Origin of the sequence: Exiguobacterium sp. s46, assembly GCF_018618875.1 — a bacterium.
GTDB classification, from domain to species: Bacteria; Bacillota; Bacilli; order Exiguobacteriales; family Exiguobacteriaceae; genus Exiguobacterium_A; species Exiguobacterium_A abrahamii.
Genome location: NZ_JACSMY010000001.1, coordinates 1312957 through 1326544, shown reverse-complemented (window position 1 = coordinate 1326544; position 13588 = coordinate 1312957). Strand labels below are relative to the sequence as shown.

Genomic DNA, 13588 nt, shown 5'->3' with positions numbered 1-13588 from the left:
GTTAAAACATGTGGCAAAAGCCACCCATTAACGATGTTCCGCTGTCGGATGCTTGAAGCATATGAAGATAAGAACATTGGTGAAAAAAGGAGAAATCATTCATGAACACACAACAATTGTTCCGTGAACTTACACAAGAACAAATCAAGTCAGACGTCCCTGCGTTCCGTCCTGGGGATACAGTCCGTGTACACGTTAAAGTCGTCGAGGGTACGCGTGAGCGTATTCAGCTCTTCGAAGGCGTAGTCATCAAACGTCACGGTGGCGGCATCAGTGAAACATTCACAGTCCGTAAAATTTCTTACGGAGTTGGCGTTGAGCGTGCTTTCCCGCTCCACTCACCACGTGTTGCACAAATCGAAGTCGTTCGTTACGGTAAAGTCCGTCGTGCGAAACTTTACTACCTCCGTAACCTTCGTGGTAAAGCGGCGCGTATTAAAGAAATTCGTCGTTAATCATGTGAAAAAGTGGCTTGTCTCCGGACAAGCTTCTTTTTTTTGCAGTTTATGCGTATACTAGTCCTTAGGAAGAAATTGCGTTAATCAAGGGAGTGGAATTCGTGAAGGAGTTATTCAGTTGGGTAAAGGCGCTCGTCGTAGCGCTCGTCATCGCGTTCATCATTCGAACGTTTCTGTTCGTACCCGTCATCGTTGATGGGGAATCGATGATGCCAACCTTACACAATGCGGATCGAATGATCGTCAATAAGGTCCCGTACTATTTTAATGAACCAGAAAGAGGCGATATCGTCGTCTTCCATGCAACGGAAACGCGAGACTACATCAAACGGGTCATCGCTGTTCCGGGAGATACGATGTATTACAAAGACGATACGTTGTATGTCAACGATAAGAAGGTCGCCGAACCGTATCTGAAAGAATACAAAGCCCAGATGAGTGGTGTGCCATTGACGGAAGACTTCACGCTTGAAGAGCGAACAGGAGAGACGACTGTTCCAAAAGGGAAAGTATTCGTCATGGGAGACAATCGTCAAAATTCAAAAGATAGTCGTGATATCGGTTTCGTGGATGAAGAACAAATCGTCGGAACGACGAACTTCGTCTTCTATCCATTCAATGATGTACGCTCTGTCGATTAAAACGAAAGAAGATGAGACGCTTGCCGTTAAAAGTAAGCAGCTCATCTTCTTTTCTTGTCTTAAGTTGCGTATACTAGGGAGTGGATGTTTTTTCATGTATCGTATGATCAGCAAGAAGTCCAGGAATATATGAACGAGGTGAAGGATATGACGATTCAATGGTTCCCCGGTCACATGGCCAAAGCACGTCGGGAAGTCACAGAAAAATTAAAGTTGATCGATGTGGTGATCGAACTCGTCGATGCACGTCTTCCGATGTCGAGCCGTAACCCGATGGTCGAACAGATTACGGCAGGTAAGCCGCGACTGATCGTCCTCAATAAGGCAGACATGGCGGATAAACGATTGACAGAACAATGGATGAACGCATTACGAGCAGATGGTGTCGATGTCGTCGCGGTTGACGCGAAGCATAACAAAGGATTGAATCAAATCCATGAAGGTGCGTTACGTTTAATGAAAGAAAAGCATGCACGGATGCGAGAAAAAGGTCGGAATCCGAGTGCAATCCGTGCCTTGATCATCGGTATTCCAAACGTTGGGAAATCGACGCTCATCAATCGTCTCGCTGGTCGGAACATCGCAATCACCGGTGACCGTCCGGGTGTGACGAAACGCCAGCAATGGATCAAAATGAAGACAGGTGAGATGGAATTACTCGATACACCAGGTATCCTCTGGCCGAAGTTCGACGATCAAGTCGTCGGGTATCGGTTAGCAGCGACAGGAGCGATCAAGGATGATATCTTAAACATCGACGATATCGCGCTATTTGCCCTTCGTGAGCTAAAGACAAGGTATCCGGAGCAATTGCGTGAGCGCTATCGTCTCGACGAAGTATCGGGAGAAGCGGTTGATGTACTCGAAGCAATCGGTAAAAAACGTGGTTTCGTCTCAGGTGGCTATGTCGATTTCGAGCGGACGAGCGAAATGCTCCTGCATGAACTACGAACGGAAAAGCTAGGTCGAGTGACGCTTGAAACGGTTGAAGAGTGGGAAACGCATGCATAACGGACTTGGACATCTTTTGATGTCCAAGTTTTTTTCAAAGGAGCAGGATGTATGAAGATAGCAGAATTAAAAGAACGATTGCAAAAAGCAACATTAGAAGAATTTATTCAGTTAAAGCAGGAACTGGCGTCAGATACGCGAAAAGGGGTGCATACACTGTTTCGTCAGACAGAACGACGATTTGCGCACGAAGAGCAGCAACGGATCGATTTCAAGGAACGACTCGCATTTGAAGACGAGTATCGTCAGCAAGGATACGTTCGAATTGCAGGAGTGGACGAAGTCGGGCGAGGTCCACTAGCTGGTCCGGTCGTCGCAGTAGCGGTCATCTTACCAGACGGATTCTATCATCCAGGACTAACGGATTCAAAACAGATGAGTAAAGTACAGCGGCAAGCGGCACTTAAGCATCTGCAAGAAGTTGCTGAGATTGCGATCGGCATCATCGAACCGGCTGAAATCGACGAAATCAATATCTATCAGGCGTCGAAACGGGCGATGCAAGACGCAGTACACCAATTACGACCGGATGCCTTACTTGTCGATGCGATGACACTCGACGACGATACACCACAACTCTCTCTTATCAAAGGAGATGCGCGAAGTGTCTCCATTGCTGCTGCAAGTGTCGTTGCGAAAGAGACACGAGATGCGATGATGGAACAATACGCAATCGAGTATCCGGGATATGGATTTGAAACACACGCAGGTTACGGAACACCGATACATTTACAAGCGCTCGATACACTGGGCGTCACACCGATTCACCGGAAAACATTCCGTCCTGTCAAAGAACGTCTTTAGGAGGAATCGAGCATGCAAATCGAACATCGTGCCTTACTTCCATTTAAAATCATCGATCATGCGAACCTATCGTTACGGGAAGGAGCAAACATCGTCGGTAAAGTATTGAAGCTGTTGCCGGACGGATTAATGGAACTCCAAGTCGGTCAACGCGTCTTGACGGCAGGGACGACGGCTGAATTAAAAGAAGGGAACATGTATCGCTTTCAAGTCGTTTCAGCAGAGGGACAACCGGTTTTAAAAATCATCTCGACCGAGTCTGTTCCGCAAAAGTCGGCTCTCCCCCAGTTACTCGACTCCTTTTTACAACGCCAGACGGTACCGACTGCGGAAACACGGGAACTCCTAAGGCAAATTGGTCAACCGGTGACGGAAGGAGAAGCGAAGCAGTTAAAACACGCCCTTACCGAACTCGTTCAACTGGCAAAGGGTGACGAGACAGGTCGAACGCTTGATCGAAAGACGAGTGATCAGATTTTAGCGCAACAACTCGTCCAAGCAACGAACGAAGCAGGGAAAGGAGTCTATTTATTTCAATTACCTCAATTTGGACCATTCGAAGATGTTGATCTCATGATGGAAGCACCGTTCGAACGGACGTTTGATCCAAATCATGCCCGCGTCGTCCTATATCTTCAATTACCGACGCTCGGTGAGGTCGCTGTCGACGTCTTGATCGCAGACCGGAATGTTTCGATTTCCGTCTTTCATCCAAATGCGCACGTCAATACGTTCATGCAAGCCTACACACCGCAAATTCAGACTCGTCTTGAGGAACAAGGCTATGCATTGACGCGATTCGATTGGGTCGAACAGACGAAAGAGCGCGTACCGCATGATATCTCAACGCGTAACGGAAGGGTGGATCTTCATATATGAAAAAAGCAATAGCTCTATCATACGAAGAACAGATGCATGCCCCAAAAGTCGTTGCTAAGGGATCGGAACACATCGCAGAACGGATTTTAGAAGAGGCATTAAAACATGATATTCCGATCCGGCAGGACGAAACATTGATGACGTTACTAGATGCTGTTCAAGTATCAGAACAGATTCCGGAAGAATTATACGGTGTCATCGCTGAGTTATTCGCCTTTTTATATCGTCTCGATCAAGATGAACTTCTGAAAAAATAAAGCTTTCGGTCGATAACGATAGACAGCGCTTCCAATTTTAACTACAATGAAAGAGCCGAAACTAAAGGGGTTAAGGGGGATTTTTTCATGAATGTACATGAGTATCAGGCAAAAGAATTACTTCGTTCGTACGGTGTACCCGTACCAAACGGAATCGCAGCCTTCACCGTCGAAGAGGCGGTCGATGCATCAGAACAATTGTCAGGCCCGATCAAAGTCGTCAAAGCTCAAATTCACGCGGGGGGACGCGGTAAAGCAGGTGGCGTCAAGCTTGCGAAATCGCAAGAAGAAGTGAAGGAATATGCGACGGAGTTACTCGGCAAAACGCTCGTCACGCACCAAACAGGTCCAGAAGGAAAAGTCGTTCAACGTCTTCTCGTCGAAGAAGGGTGTGCGATTGACAAAGAATACTATCTTGGAATCGTACTTGATCGTGTGACAGGACGTGTCGTCATCATGGGATCAAGTGAAGGTGGTATGGACATCGAAGAGGTGGCGGAAGCGACACCAGAAAAAATCATCAAAGAAGTCGTCGATCCTGCAGTTGGTCTTCAAGGATTCCAAGCGCGTAAACTTGCGTTCGCAATGGGTGTTCCTGTGAAGCTCGTCAACAAGTTCGTCGGTATGGTCACGAAACTCTATAACTTCTTCGTCGACAAGGATTGTTCGATCGCAGAAATCAACCCACTTGTTACGACGAAGGATGGCGAAGTCCTCGCACTGGATGCGAAGTTGAACTTCGACTCAAATGCATTGTATCGTCATGCGGACATCGTGGCGTTACGTGATGAAACAGAAGAAGATCCACGCGAAGTCGAAGCATCAAAGAGTGATTTGAACTATATCGCGCTCGATGGAAACATCGGTTGCCTCGTCAATGGTGCTGGTCTTGCCATGGCAACGATGGATATCATCAAACACTTCAGTGGTGATCCTGCGAACTTCCTCGATGTCGGTGGTGGTGCGACGAAGGAAAAAGTAACAGAAGCCTTTAAACTGATCTTGTCGGATGAGAACGTCAAAGGGATTTTCGTCAACATCTTCGGTGGAATCATGAAATGTGACGTCATCGCAGAAGGTATCGTTGCGGCGACAAAAGAAGTCGGTCTCGAATTGCCACTCGTCGTTCGTCTTGAAGGGACGAACGTTGATGCAGGGAAACAAATTCTCAAAGATTCAGGTCTAGCGATTACAGCAGCTACATCAATGGCAGACGGCGCAGAAAAAATCGCTGCGCTCGTGAAGTAAGGGGGAGCTAAAGATGAGTATTTGGGTGAACGAATCGACGAAAGTCATTATTCAAGGGATTACTGGTAACCAAGGGATGTTCCACGGTGAACAGATGATCGACTACGGCACAAACCTCGTAGGCGGTGTCACACCAGGAAAAGGCGGTACGGAAGTACTCGGTGGTGTTCCTGTCTTTGATACGGTCGCACAAGCGGTCGAAAAAACGGGTGCGAACGCATCGATCATCTACGTACCACCAGCATTCGCAGCGGATGCAATCATGGAAGCAGCAGATGCGAACATCGCGCTGATCATCTGTATCACGGAAGGTATTCCAGTTCTTGATATGGTCAAAGTAAAACGTTACCTCGAAGGCAAACCAGTTCGTCTCATCGGACCGAACTGCCCGGGCGTCATCACTCCAGGTGTCGCGAAACTTGGTATCATGCCAGGATATATCCATACACCAGGTCATGTCGGTATCGTCTCACGTTCTGGGACTTTGACATATGAAGCTGTCCATCAATTGACGACTGCTGGTATCGGTCAATCGACAGCTGTTGGTATCGGGGGCGACCCGGTCAACGGAACGGACTTCATCGATACGCTCAAAGCATTCAACGAAGATCCAGAAACAAAAGCCGTTATCATGTTAGGGGAAATCGGTGGAACAGCTGAAGAAGAAGCGGCTGAGTGGGTCAAAGCGAACATGACGAAACCAGTCATTGGTTTCATCGGTGGTCAAACAGCTCCTGCCGGCAAACGGATGGGTCACGCAGGTGCGATCATCTCTGGCGGTAAAGGAACAGCTGCTGAAAAAATCAAGACACTCCGTGCAAACGGAATCGAAGTGGCAGAAACACCAGCTGTCATTGGTGAGACGTTAATCCGTGTCATCAAAGAAGCAGGGATCTATGACGAGTGCGTGACGAACAGCACAGTCAAATAAATCAAAAAAAGGAGCTGTCCTGATCAAATCAGGACGGCTTTCTTCTATATAAATAAGAAGCTTAAATAAGGAGCGCTGATCTCATGAAACGTGAACTGTATATCCGCTTCGCCATGTGTCAGGTACCCTACACGATCGTCCGATTGATTGAGCAATTTGGAATCGTTCCAAGTCATGAATTACCCGTTTCGACGCGTCTTCGAAAACGGTATGAACAAGCATTACAGCTTGATTGGATCGAAGAGTCGATTCTAGTCAAAGGAGATCCACTGTTTCCGACTGTGTTACTGACGATCCCTCAACCGGTCTATGCCCTCTTTTACCGCGGTGATCCGTCCCGCCTAACACTTCCACGCGTCAGTATCATCGGTAGTCGAACCCCCTCACCGCACCATCTTTCCCGCATGCGTTTCTTGCAACCCTTCTTTCATCCAGATCTCGCCACCGTTTCCGGAGGTGCCTATGGTATCGATGCCCTCGTCCATCGCTTGTCCTTAAAACATCAGCAGACAACGATTGCGGTTCTTGCAGGAGGACTTGATCGTCTATATCCTACTTCCCATGCTTCTCTTTTTGAACGCATCCTCTCGAACGGTCTTCTTCTCTCTGAATATCCACCTGGAACTCCTATTCAAAAATTTCAATTTCTAGAACGGAACCGGATCATTGCTGGATTATCTTCATCGTTGATCATCGTCGAAGCGGCGAAACGAAGCGGTACGATGAATACTGCCAGTCATGCGCTTGACCAAGGAAAAGATGTCTATTGTTTGCCGGGTTGTCCCACGGAATCGTTCTTTACCGGAACGAATCAATTGATCGCAGAAGGAGCGATTCCACTCCTTGATCCGGAAGAAGTTTCAAAAAGTATTCGGCTGAACGTTGACAAATGGGAATCGAGACTACTATGATAAGTGAGATTAAAATACGAGTACGCCTCTAATAGGGAGCGATTGCAATGGCAAAATATCTAGTAATCGTCGAGTCACCCGCTAAGGCAAAAACCATTAAACGTTATCTCGGATCCAACTATACCGTGAAAGCGTCGATGGGGCACGTCATTGACTTGCCGAAAAGCCAAATGGGAGTCGACGTCGAACATGACTATGAACCGAAATATATCACGATCCGTGGTAAAGGTCCGGTCTTAAAAGAACTCAAGACAGCTGCGAAAAAAGCACAAAAAATCTATCTCGCAGCCGACCCCGACCGTGAAGGGGAAGCGATCGCATGGCATTTAGCTAAAGCATTAGGCGTTGATGAATCAACGGAGTGCCGCGTCGTCTTCAATGAAATCACGAAAGATGCCATCAAGGATTCGTTCAAGCGACCACGCAAGCTCAACTATGATCTTGTCGATGCGCAGCAAGCCCGTCGTATCTTGGACCGCCTTGTTGGTTACAGCATGAGTCCGTTATTATGGAAGAAGATTAAAAAAGGGTTATCTGCGGGACGCGTTCAATCCGTTGCCGTCAAGATGATCATCGATCGTGAACAAGAAATCAATGCGTTCATGCCTGAAGAATACTGGACGATCAAACTCGAACTCGATGCAAACGGTGAAAAGCTCGAAGCGAACTTCTACGGAGTCGATGGCAAGAAGCGTGAACTTCATTCGCAAGAAGAAGTCGATCAAATCTTGAATCAACTCTCAGAAGACTTTACAGTTGATTCCGTCACGAAAAAAGAGCGGAAACGGAATCCGGCGTTACCGTTTACGACGAGTTCTTTGCAACAGGAGGCAGCACGTAAGCTGAACTTCCGAGCGAAGAAGACGATGATGATCGCACAACAGCTATACGAAGGAATCGAAATTGGAAAAGAAGGTACAGTCGGTTTGATTACGTATATGCGTACCGATTCGACACGGACGTCAGATTCGGCGAATCTCGAAGCACACGGGTTCATTGAGCAGGCGTACGGAAAAGAATACATCGCAAGCGAGAAACGTAAAGAAAAGAAATCAGCGAACTCACAAGATGCACACGAAGCGGTTCGTCCGACTTCGACGATGCGCGAGCCACAACTCGTCAAATCGTATTTATCGCGTGATCAGTTCCGCTTATATAAACTAATTTGGGAACGGTTCGTCGCAAGCCAGATGGCGCCAGCGATTCTCGATACTGTCAAAATCGATCTCGTCTCGAACGACGTCACGTTCCGTGCGAACGGGTCGACCGTTAAATTCCCGGGCTTCATGAAGGTCTACATCGAAGATACGGACGATGAGGCGGTTTCAGACGTCAAGGAAGGACTACTTCCTCCACTCGATGAAGGGGAAGAGTTGAAACAATCAGCAATCGAACCGAAACAACACTTCACACAACCACCGCCACGTTATACGGAAGCACGTCTTGTCCGGGCGATGGAAGAGCTCGGTATCGGTCGTCCGTCGACGTATGCGCCGACGCTCGATACGATTCAAAAACGGGGTTACGTGACGCTTGAAGAGAAGAAATTCTTACCAACGGAACTCGGTGAACTCGTCATCGATATGATCAGCGACTATTTCCAAGAGTTCATCACTGTCCAGTTCACGGCAGACATGGAAGCTTTACTCGATGCGATCGAAAAAGGTGACATGCAGTGGACGGAAGTCGTCGATCCAATCTATAAGTCCTTTGCAAAACGTCTGACACGAGCAGAAGCAGAAATCGAGAAGATTGAAATCAAAGATGAACCGGCTGGAGAAGATTGTGAAGTCTGTGGTCATCCGATGGTCATCAAGATGGGGCGTTATGGCAAGTTCATGGCGTGCTCGAACTTCCCAGAGTGTCGTAACACGAAACCGATCCAAGTCGAGATCGGTGTGAAGTGTCCGACATGTGGAACGGGCGACATCGTCGAACGTCGTAGTAAAAAAGGACGTTTGTTCTACGGTTGTTCGAACTATCCGGAGTGTGAGTTCGTCTCATGGGATAAACCGGTCGAAGAACCATGTCCGGTATGTAGTAGTATGATGGTACAAAAGAAAATCAAGAACGGTGTGAAAGTAGAATGTACATCTTGTGGACATCATGAAACACGCATCGATCAGGAGCAAGAGGAGGAATGACCGTTGAAACGTGTAACGGTAATCGGCGCGGGACTTGCAGGTTCTGAAGCAGCATGGCAACTTGCAAAACGCGGCGTACAAGTAGATTTATATGAAATGCGGCCTGTCAAACAGACACCCGCGCACCATACAGACCAATTCGCTGAACTCGTCTGTTCGAACTCACTTCGAGCGAACCAGTTAACGAACGCAGTTGGTGTCTTAAAGGAAGAGATGCGTCAGCTCGATTCCTTGATCATGAAAGCAGCAGACTTAGCGAGCGTTCCAGCAGGTGGAGCACTTGCTGTCGATCGGCATGACTTCGCAGGATATGTGACGGAAACGTTGAAAAACCACCCGAACGTTACAGTCCATCATGAAGAAATCGAAGCGATTCCAGATGGTCCGACGATCGTCGCGACGGGTCCGTTGACGAGTGCGGCATTATCGGAATCACTTAAACAATTCACAGGTGAAGATTACCTATACTTCTTCGATGCAGCGGCACCGATTCTCGATGGAGACACGATCGATCGTGAGAAGGTTTACCTGAAATCACGATATGATAAAGGTGAAGCTGCCTACTTGAATTGTCCAATGACGGAAGAAGAATTCCAGCTCTTCTATGATGAGCTGATCAATGCGGAAGTCGTTCCACTGAAGGAATTTGAAAAAGAGATTTACTTCGAGGGCTGTATGCCATTTGAAGTTCTCGCTTCTCGCGGACCGAAAACACTCTTGTTCGGACCAATGAAGCCAGTCGGACTTGAAGATCCGAAGACAGGCAAACGACCATATGCTGTCGTTCAATTGCGTCAGGATAACTCAGCTGGAACATTGTTCAACCTTGTCGGCTTCCAGACACATTTGAAATGGGGCGAACAAAAGCGGATCATTCGCTTGATTCCTGGTCTTGAGAATGCAGAAATCGTCCGTTATGGTGTCATGCACCGTAACACGTTCGTCAACTCACCGAATTTGTTAAAGCCAACGTATCAGACACGTACACGTGACGACTTGTTCTTTGCTGGTCAAATGACAGGTGTCGAAGGGTACGTCGAGTCAGCAGCGTCCGGCTTAACGGCAGGAATCAACGCGGCACGTCTCGTCAATGAGGCGGAACCGGTTACGTTCCCGCAGGAAACGATGATGGGTGCGATGTCGCACTATATCACGACGACGGAAGGGAAGAACTTCCAGCCAATGAATGCCAACTTCGGATTGGTACCAGCACTCGTCGGTCATCCGGTTCGGATGAAAAAACCTGAGAAGTATGCGCTCTACGCAGAGCGAGCACTTGAAGCAATCAAAGATTTCACGGATATGTGATTGTTGATGGGGAGAAAGGCGTGATTCAGCGCTCTTTCTCCCCATTTCTTAATTTGTCATAAAAGCGTGATAATTTCGTTAATTTTTCGGTTTTTGGTCTATTGTCAGACTACTTGGTCTGTGCTATGCTAAGGGCGATTCGAGAATGAAATGGTCAGAAGGGGGCGCATTCATGGGGATAGACACTGCTTTTGAGCGACTGCTAGAAGATTTCATGCGGTATGTTCATATTGAACGTCAATTATCTCCGAATACAGGTCGCTCTTATGATCAAACACTTCGACAATACGCCGCTTTTTGCCGCGATCATCAGTTACGATCGATTGAATTGGCAAGTGCACGGCGTTATTTGTATGCTCTTTACGATCAGGAGCTGGCGCGGGCGACGATTGCACAAAAAGTTTCCTGCCTCAAACAATTTGGTCGTTTTTTGACACGTGACACCGATGAGCCTAATCCATTCGATGGATTAAAAGCACCAAAACGACAACAAGGACTTCCGACATTCCTCGTCCCAACGGAATATGAACGTTTCCTCGATGCCTTTCGATCGAGTGATACGCTTGGTAACCGGAATGTGGCGTTAGTAGAACTTTTATATGCGACGGGTATGCGGGTCAGCGAGGTCGTTCAACTAGATCTTCGTGATCTCGCGACTGATCACTCCTACGTCCATGTGTATGGAAAAGGTGGGAAGGAACGCATCGCACCGATTGGAACCTTTGCTAAAGATGCATTAGAACTGTACTTACCATCACGAGATCCAGTCGCAGGTCATGAGCAAGCGTTGTTCTTGTCTCATTCAGGGCGTCGATTGACGACGGATGCGATTCGGAAAATCATGAAAAAAGGGGAACAACTCGTTGGGAAACATGTGACACCACATGCGCTTCGTCATAGTTTCGCGACAGATTTACTGGAAAGAGGCGCCGATTTGCGAGCGGTCCAGGAGTTACTTGGACACGCATCGCTGTCGACGACTGGTCAGTATACACACGTAACGACGGAACGCTTACGACATGTTTATCAACAAGCACATCCTCGTGCCTAAGGGAGGAAACATTGATGTTTCATGCAACGACGATTTTTGCGATTCAACATAACGGACAATCCGCGATGAGCGGAGACGGACAGGTGACTTTCGGAAACCAAGTCATCATGAAGAAAAGTGCGAAAAAAGTACGGCGCCTCTATGGTGGCAAAGTCATTGCCGGATTTGCTGGAAGTGTCGCGGACGCGTTCACACTCTTTGAAAAATTCGAAGCGAAGCTTGAAATGTATAACGGGAACTTACAACGGGCAGCAGTTGAGCTGGCGAAGGAATGGCGAGGCGATAAGATGTTGCGTCAACTAGAAGCACTCTTACTCGTCATGGATGGAACACATCTCTTACTTGTATCCGGAAACGGGGAAGTCATCGAACCGGATGACGGCATTCTCGCAATCGGTTCAGGTGGTAATTATGCGCTTGCAGCAGGTCGCGCGTTAGCTCGACACGCAAGTCATCTCACAGCAGAGGAGATCGCCCGCGCAGCTCTTGAGACGGCTGGTGAACTCTGTGTCTTTACGAACGATCAAATCATCCTAGAAACGATCGGAGGCAATGACCATGCATGAATTGACGCCAAGACAAATCGTCGAGAAGTTAAATGAACATGTCATCGGACAAGCGGATGCTAAACGTGCGGTGGCGATTGCTTTACGTAATCGGTACCGTCGACAACTACTCGATGCATCGATGCGGGATGAAGTCACACCGAAGAATATCCTGATGATCGGACCGACCGGAGTCGGAAAGACTGAAATTGCGCGACGCCTCGCGAAACTCGTCCGTGCGCCGTTCGTCAAAATCGAAGCGACGAAGTTCACGGAAGTAGGGTACGTCGGTCGTGATGTGGAGTCAATGGTGCGGGATCTCGTGGAAGCGTCTCTACGTCTTGTCAAAGATGAGAAAAAAGAAGCGCTTAAGGATCGAGCGGAAGCAGTGGCGAACGAACGAATCGTTGATGCGTTGTCTGGTAAAAAATCGTCATCTGGTCTTGGTGGTGGAACGAATCCGTTTGAAATGTTGTTCGGTGGTAACCAAAAGCAACAAGAGCCAGATACATCGGAAGCGACAGCCGACCGTTCGTTACTTCGTCAGCAATTGCTGACGGGGCAACTCGAGGATCGAATGATCGAGGTCGATGTCGAAGAACGTCAAGTGGATTTATTCTCTGGGCAACAAGGTATGGAGGGGCTTGCGAATCTTCAGGATATGCTCGGACAAGTTATGCCGAAGAAAACGAAGAAGCGTCAGCTTACAGTCAAGGAAGCACGTCCGATTTTAACAGCGGAAGAAGCAGAACGATTGCTTGACTTGAACGAAGTCCATGACGAAGCTGTCCGCCGTGCAGAACAGATGGGTATCATCTTCGTCGATGAGATCGATAAGATTGCGACAAAAGGACATGACTCAGCTGGTGTTTCACGAGAAGGTGTTCAGCGAGACATCTTACCGATTGTTGAAGGATCGACGATCGTTACGAAATATGGTCCAGTCAAGACGGATCACATCTTGTTCATCGCTGCGGGTGCATTCCATATGGCAAAACCATCTGATCTGATTCCTGAACTCCAAGGTCGTTTTCCGATCCGTGTCGAACTCGACAGTTTGACAGAAGATGACTTTGTTAAGATTTTAACTGAACCGAATCAAGCATTACTCAAACAATATAAAGCATTATTAGGGGCAGAACACGTTCATGTCACCTTTACAGAAGAAGCCATTCGTGAAATCGCACGGATTGCTGCACAAGTGAACGATGAGACGGATAATATCGGAGCGCGACGCTTGTATACAATCATGGAGCGGGTCCTTGAGGAATTATCCTTCGAAGCAGCAGACATGCCGGAGACGGATGTAACGATCACGCCACAATACGTGACGGATCGAGTTGGAAAAGTAGCGGATGATCGAGACTTAAGTCAGTTCATCTTATAAAGTGGAGGAAGAA

Annotated in this window: 14 protein-coding genes; all 14 read left to right on the top strand. The window is 47.8% G+C overall.

The annotated features are described in order from the left end of the window. Window positions 1-101 precede the first annotated feature (101 nt). The gene (rplS, locus tag KNQ08_RS07065; RefSeq protein WP_023468738.1) at window positions 102-455 is read left to right on the top strand and encodes a 50S ribosomal protein L19; all 354 of its coding nucleotides are present in this window, start codon (window positions 102-104) and stop codon (window positions 453-455) included. Window positions 456-559: 104 nt separating this feature from the next. Further along, window positions 560-1099: a signal peptidase I gene (gene lepB, locus KNQ08_RS07060; protein ID WP_034786034.1), complete on the top strand. Its 540-nt coding sequence runs from the start codon at window positions 560-562 to the stop codon at window positions 1097-1099. Between the two features lie 147 nt (window positions 1100-1246). Next, window positions 1247-2110 carry a ribosome biogenesis GTPase YlqF gene (ylqF, locus tag KNQ08_RS07055; protein ID WP_214723623.1) on the top strand — a complete coding sequence of 288 codons (864 nt, stop codon included), beginning with the start codon at window positions 1247-1249 and terminating at the stop codon, window positions 2108-2110. 51 nt (window positions 2111-2161) lie between these two features. Continuing rightward, window positions 2162-2914 (top strand): ribonuclease HII, encoded by a 753-nt coding sequence (locus KNQ08_RS07050; protein ID WP_214805166.1) that lies wholly within the window; start codon window positions 2162-2164, stop codon window positions 2912-2914. 12 nt (window positions 2915-2926) lie between these two features. Then, window positions 2927-3793 carry a flagellar hook-length control protein FliK gene (locus KNQ08_RS07045; RefSeq protein ID WP_214805165.1) on the top strand — a complete coding sequence of 289 codons (867 nt, stop codon included), beginning with the start codon at window positions 2927-2929 and terminating at the stop codon, window positions 3791-3793. Next, entirely contained in the window at window positions 3790-4050 is a 261-nt protein-coding gene (locus KNQ08_RS07040) for an EscU/YscU/HrcU family type III secretion system export apparatus switch protein (RefSeq protein ID WP_214723618.1), read from the top strand. The genes KNQ08_RS07045 and KNQ08_RS07040 overlap by 4 nt, the downstream gene beginning before the upstream one ends. An 87-nt stretch (window positions 4051-4137) precedes the next feature. Next, entirely contained in the window at window positions 4138-5298 is a 1161-nt protein-coding gene (gene sucC / locus KNQ08_RS07035; RefSeq protein ID WP_023468732.1) for an ADP-forming succinate--CoA ligase subunit beta, read from the top strand. A gap of 13 nt (window positions 5299-5311) precedes the next feature. Further along, entirely contained in the window at window positions 5312-6229 is a 918-nt protein-coding gene (gene sucD / locus KNQ08_RS07030) for a succinate--CoA ligase subunit alpha (RefSeq protein ID WP_023468731.1), read from the top strand. Window positions 6230-6312: 83 nt separating this feature from the next. After that, window positions 6313-7140: a DNA-processing protein DprA gene (gene dprA / locus KNQ08_RS07025; protein WP_214805163.1), complete on the top strand. Its 828-nt coding sequence runs from the start codon at window positions 6313-6315 to the stop codon at window positions 7138-7140. Between the two features lie 47 nt (window positions 7141-7187). After that, window positions 7188-9284 carry a type I DNA topoisomerase gene (gene topA, locus KNQ08_RS07020; protein WP_029342082.1) on the top strand — a complete coding sequence of 699 codons (2097 nt, stop codon included), beginning with the start codon at window positions 7188-7190 and terminating at the stop codon, window positions 9282-9284. A 3-nt stretch (window positions 9285-9287) separates the two neighbouring features. After that, the gene (gene trmFO, locus KNQ08_RS07015) at window positions 9288-10592 is read left to right on the top strand and encodes an FADH(2)-oxidizing methylenetetrahydrofolate--tRNA-(uracil(54)-C(5))-methyltransferase TrmFO (RefSeq protein ID WP_023468729.1); all 1305 of its coding nucleotides are present in this window, start codon (window positions 9288-9290) and stop codon (window positions 10590-10592) included. A gap of 172 nt (window positions 10593-10764) precedes the next feature. After that, window positions 10765-11643, top strand: a complete 879-nt coding sequence (locus KNQ08_RS07010) for a tyrosine recombinase XerC (protein WP_023468728.1) — start codon at window positions 10765-10767, stop codon at window positions 11641-11643. A gap of 14 nt (window positions 11644-11657) precedes the next feature. Further along, complete coding sequence (gene hslV, locus KNQ08_RS07005) at window positions 11658-12209, top strand: ATP-dependent protease subunit HslV (RefSeq protein ID WP_023468727.1); 552 nt, start codon at window positions 11658-11660, stop codon at window positions 12207-12209. After that, entirely contained in the window at window positions 12202-13575 is a 1374-nt protein-coding gene (gene hslU, locus KNQ08_RS07000) for an ATP-dependent protease ATPase subunit HslU (protein WP_058705424.1), read from the top strand. Before hslV ends, hslU begins: the two co-directional genes overlap by 8 nt. Window positions 13576-13588: the final 13 nt, after the last annotated feature.

What these genes read in the sequence shown, in the direction of transcription:
- rplS (WP_023468738.1), top strand. Translation starts at nt 102, where the DNA reads ATGAACACACAACAATTGTTCCGTGAACTTACACAAGAACAAATCAAG.
- ylqF (WP_214723623.1), top strand. Translation starts at nt 1,247, where the DNA reads ATGACGATTCAATGGTTCCCCGGTCACATGGCCAAAGCACGTCGGGAA.
- KNQ08_RS07050 (WP_214805166.1), top strand. Translation starts at nt 2,162, where the DNA reads ATGAAGATAGCAGAATTAAAAGAACGATTGCAAAAAGCAACATTAGAA.
- KNQ08_RS07045 (WP_214805165.1), top strand. Translation starts at nt 2,927, where the DNA reads ATGCAAATCGAACATCGTGCCTTACTTCCATTTAAAATCATCGATCAT.
- KNQ08_RS07040 (WP_214723618.1), top strand. Translation starts at nt 3,790, where the DNA reads ATGAAAAAAGCAATAGCTCTATCATACGAAGAACAGATGCATGCCCCA.
- sucC (WP_023468732.1), top strand. Translation starts at nt 4,138, where the DNA reads ATGAATGTACATGAGTATCAGGCAAAAGAATTACTTCGTTCGTACGGT.
- sucD (WP_023468731.1), top strand. Translation starts at nt 5,312, where the DNA reads ATGAGTATTTGGGTGAACGAATCGACGAAAGTCATTATTCAAGGGATT.
- dprA (WP_214805163.1), top strand. Translation starts at nt 6,313, where the DNA reads ATGAAACGTGAACTGTATATCCGCTTCGCCATGTGTCAGGTACCCTAC.
- topA (WP_029342082.1), top strand. Translation starts at nt 7,188, where the DNA reads ATGGCAAAATATCTAGTAATCGTCGAGTCACCCGCTAAGGCAAAAACC.
- KNQ08_RS07010 (WP_023468728.1), top strand. Translation starts at nt 10,765, where the DNA reads ATGGGGATAGACACTGCTTTTGAGCGACTGCTAGAAGATTTCATGCGG.
- hslV (WP_023468727.1), top strand. Translation starts at nt 11,658, where the DNA reads ATGTTTCATGCAACGACGATTTTTGCGATTCAACATAACGGACAATCC.
- hslU (WP_058705424.1), top strand. Translation starts at nt 12,202, where the DNA reads ATGCATGAATTGACGCCAAGACAAATCGTCGAGAAGTTAAATGAACAT.